General features: G+C 65.3%; 5 protein-coding genes. All 5 read right to left on the bottom strand.

Annotated elements, in window-relative coordinates; translation table 11 throughout:
* On the bottom strand, positions 1-745 hold a 745-nt coding region (gene lipA, locus AC1DMG_RS20785; protein WP_477181027.1), incomplete at its 3' end, for a lipoyl synthase.
* 10 nt (positions 746-755) lie between these two features.
* The gene (gene lipB, locus AC1DMG_RS20780; RefSeq protein ID WP_441605047.1) at positions 756-1,424 is read right to left on the bottom strand and encodes a lipoyl(octanoyl) transferase LipB; all 669 of its coding nucleotides are present in this window, start codon (positions 1,422-1,424) and stop codon (positions 756-758) included.
* 123 nt (positions 1,425-1,547) lie between these two features.
* Positions 1,548-1,835: a YbeD family protein gene (locus AC1DMG_RS20775; protein WP_441605048.1), complete on the bottom strand. Its 288-nt coding sequence runs from the start codon at positions 1,833-1,835 to the stop codon at positions 1,548-1,550.
* Between the two features lie 14 nt (positions 1,836-1,849).
* Positions 1,850-3,082 carry a D-alanyl-D-alanine carboxypeptidase family protein gene (locus tag AC1DMG_RS20770; RefSeq protein WP_441605049.1) on the bottom strand — a complete coding sequence of 411 codons (1,233 nt, stop codon included), beginning with the start codon at positions 3,080-3,082 and terminating at the stop codon, positions 1,850-1,852.
* A gap of 58 nt (positions 3,083-3,140) precedes the next feature.
* Positions 3,141-3,884 (bottom strand): septal ring lytic transglycosylase RlpA family protein (locus tag AC1DMG_RS20765; RefSeq protein WP_477181026.1); only part of this gene is annotated, 744 nt, incomplete at its 5' end.

The following is a 3,884-nucleotide window of genomic DNA, read 5'->3' as shown; positions in this document are numbered from 1 at the left end:
CGCCCAGGCCCAGCATGATGCCGGACTTGGTCGGTACCTCCGGATGCTGCGCCTTGAAGCGCTTGAGCAGGTCCAGCGACCACTGGTAGTCCGCGCCCGGACGCACTTCGCGATACAGGTGCGGCACGGTTTCAAGGTTGTGGTTGAACACGTCCGGTGGGAAGTCCTTGAGCACTTCCAGCGCGCGCTCCATGCGGCCCTTGCCGCGGAAATCGGGCGTGAGGATTTCGATCTTGATGTCCGGCGCCGCATGACGCGTCGCGCGGATGCACGCGGCGAAATGCTCGGCGCCGCCGTCGCGCAGGTCGTCGCGATCCACCGAGGTGATCACCACGTACTTCAGGCGCATGTCGCGGATGGTCTCGGCCAGGCGCGCCGGTTCCAGCGGATCGGGTGCGGCCGGACGGCCATGCGCCACGTCGCAGAACGAGCAACGGCGGGTGCAGACCTCGCCGAGGATCATGAAGGTGGCGGTGCCCTTGCTGAAGCACTCGTGGATGTTCGGGCACGAGGCTTCCTCGCACACTGTCACCAGCGAGTTCTCGCGCAGGCGCGATTTCAGCTGCTGCACGGCGTTGCCCTGCGGCAGGCGCACGCGGATCCAGCTCGGCTTGCGCAGCGTCGGCACGGTCGTGTCGAAGCCGGCGCGGTTGAGCCCGATCTTGTCGTTGCCCAATTGCTTCTCGACACCGGTGGTGCCGACAACGCTGATCGGGATGACTTTGGAAGTGGAGATTTCGCTCATGTAGGCCAGCTCAGACCGCTACGCGAGCGGGTAGTTCAGGGAGTATGGGGGGCGCCGCCTCGGCGACGAATCCGAACTGGTGGCAGAACTCCTCCACCAGGGCGTCCTCGACGTCCGAAAGGCGCGACGGACCGCCCAATTCTAGCACTTGCGTGACCGCCAAGTCCTTGTAACCGCACGGATTGATGCGGTGGTACGGCTCAAGATCCATGTTCACGTTGAAGGCCAGGCCGTGGAAACTGCAGCCCCGCCGCACGCGCAGGCCCAGCGCGGCCACCTTGGCGCCTGCCACGTAGACGCCCGGAGCACCTTCGAGGCGCTCGGCGCCGATGTTCCAGTGGCCCATCGTATCGATGATGGCCTGCTCGATCTTGTTGACCAGCTCGCGCACGGTGACCCCGACGCGACGCAGGTCGATCATCGGATAAGCCACGATCTGGCCCGGGCCGTGATAGGTCACCTGGCCGCCGCGATCCACATGGATGACCGGGATATCGCCCGGTGCCAGCACGTGTTCGGTCTTGCCGGCCTGGCCGAGGGTGAACACCGGATCGTGTTCCAGCAGCCACAGTTCGTCCGGGGTGTCAGGCCCCCGGTTGTTGGTGAATTGGCTCATCGCCTCCCAGGTCGCCTCGTAGGGCTGGCGACCGAGACGACGAACTTTGAGCGGCAGGGACATGGGGAATGGCCTGGGGACGGAGGTCATTATCTGCGGTCGTGAGACCACCCTTGCAAGGGCTGGAAGTCACTGAAAAGCCGGCGGGCGTGGCGGCCCGCCAGGCTTGGGCGTCTCGAACCGGCGTTACAGCGTGTAACGGATATCCGGATCGGCCCGCAGCGAGGCATGCGCCTCGTCGTACTGCTCGCGCGACTCGGCGCGGAAGCTCACCGTCACCGAGATGAAGTTACCCTCGCGAGAGTGGCGGTGCTTGACCGTCTCATGCAGCACGTGCACGCCGATGCCTTCGAGGATCTGCGGCACGCGGGCCTGCAGGTCCGCACTGGCGTTGCCCATGGCGGTGATCTCGAATTCGCCGGGGAACTGGAATCCCTGGCCCTCTTGGGGCTCGATGGAGTCGATATCGCGCATCAGTGCAACCTCCCTCACTTCTTTTCGTCAGGCTTCTTGTCGCTATGGAACCACAGCATGATGCTGTCCCACAGGCGGCCGAAGAAGCCAGCCTGCGGCGCATCGGCCAGCGCCACCAGGGGCACGTTTTGCACCGGCTGGCCATCGAGCGTGACGCGCAGCGTGCCGACCTGCTGGCCCTTGGTGAACGGTGCCACCAGCGTCGCCGGCACGTCCAGCGTGGCCTGCAGCTTGTCGTAGTCGCCGCGCTTGACGGTGACCAGCACGTTGTCGGCCACGCCCAGCGGCAGCTGGTTGGACTGACCCTTCCACAGGCGCGGCGTGGCCAGCGGCTTGCCGCCGTCATACAGCTTGTGCGTCTCATAGAAACGGAAACCGTAGCTGAGCAGCGCCATGGCCGCGTCCGCACGGGTCTTCTCGTTGGTCGAGCCCATCACGATAGCGATCATGCGCGAATCGCCCTGCTTGGCCGAGGCGGCCAGGCAGAAACCCGCGGCAGCCGTGTGGCCGGTCTTGATGCCATCGACGGTCGGGTCACGCCACAGCAGCAGGTTGCGGTTGTGCTGCTTGATGCCGTTCCACTCGAAATCCTTGATCGCCGAGATCGCATAGTCCTCGGGGAAGTCGTGGATCAGCGCGCGCGAAAGAATCGCGATGTCGCGCGCCGTGGAGTAATGGTTGGCGATCGGATAGCCCGACGCGTTCTGGAAGTTCGTGTTGGTCATGCCCAACTGCTTGGCATAACCGTTCATCAGGCCGGAGAACGCCTGTTCCGACCCGGCCGTGTGTTCGGCCAGCGCAATGGCGGCGTCGTTGCCGGACTGGATGATCAGGCCGTACAGCAGGTCCTTGAGCGGCACCTGGCTGTTGAGCTTGAGGAAGCTGGTGGAGCCGTCGGTGCCCGCACCGCCGCCGCGCCACGCGTTCTCGCTGATGGTGACCGGGTCGTTCATGTGGACCTTGCCGTTGGCGACTTCGGCAGACACCACATAGTCGGTCATGATCTTGGTGATCGAGGCCGGCTCCACACGCAGGTCCGGCTCCTTCGAGGCGAGCACCTGGCCAGTGGCGTAATCCATCAGCACCCAGCTCTTGCCATCCACATCCGGCGGCGGAGGCACCGGGGCCTCAGGCATCACCGGGCGCGGCACCGGAACGGGCTTGGGCGGAGTCTGCTGGGCAACGGCCGTGCCGACGACCAGGGCGGCCACGGCAAGCGAGGAGAGGGTACGGCGGATCAGGTTCATCGTTCGATTCGGTCCAATGGCTATCGCGGCGCCGAAGCGCCGCAAGAATTTCAATACATCAGTCTACCGCGACCTGCGGCCGGGGCAGCCCCATGCCTTCGATTCGCGTGGTCACATCGTCGGCCTGGTCGACGCTGGCGAGCGGGCCGACCCGCACGCGGCGGATACTGCGGCCGTTGATTTGCGCATCCACCACCTGTACCGGCGCAAAATTTGCCGATCGCAGCTGCTGCGCGACGCGCTCGGCGTTGACCACGTCGGAGAATGCGCCCACCTGCAGAAAAATACCTGGCCCGGGGCTGGCAGGTTTGGGCGGCGGCGGTGGCGGCGGCAAGGCCTGGGCGGTCAGCGGCTGCGAGGGATCGATCGCGCGCACTTCCACCAGTCCCGTGCCCTTGGGCCATACGCCGATGCGCACGGCAGCCGCATAGGACAGATCGATCACCCGGTTCTCGTGGAACGGGCCGCGATCGTTGATGCGCACGATCACGCTCTTGCCGTTTTCCAGATTCGTCACTCGCGCATAGCTGGGGATCGGCAGCGTCTTGTGCGCGGCGCTGAACTGGTACATGTCGTAGTCCTCGAGACTGGACGTCTTGTACCCGTGGAATTTGTTGCCGTAGAACGAGGCGATGCCGCGCTCCACATAGCCGTTGGGCGAAGCCAACACGTTGTAGCTCTGGCCGAGCACGGTGTACGGCGACTTGTTGCCGTACAGCGCGCGCGGCTCAATTTTCGGCACGGGCTCGGGCAGCTTGGCGATGACCTCCGGCGGCGGGCCCACGGGCACGCTGTCGTTGTC

The organism is Dyella sp. 01N36, from assembly GCF_056399745.1.
This window is presented reverse-complemented; position numbering and strand designations above follow the sequence as displayed.

Excerpts from the sequence above, each read along its gene's own strand:
- AC1DMG_RS20775 (WP_441605048.1), bottom strand. The coding sequence starts at position 1,835 with ATGCGCGATATCGACTCCATCGAGCCCCAAGAGGGCCAGGGATTCCAG.
- lipB (WP_441605047.1), bottom strand. The coding sequence starts at position 1,424 with ATGTCCCTGCCGCTCAAAGTTCGTCGTCTCGGTCGCCAGCCCTACGAG.
- AC1DMG_RS20770 (WP_441605049.1), bottom strand. The coding sequence starts at position 3,082 with ATGAACCTGATCCGCCGTACCCTCTCCTCGCTTGCCGTGGCCGCCCTG.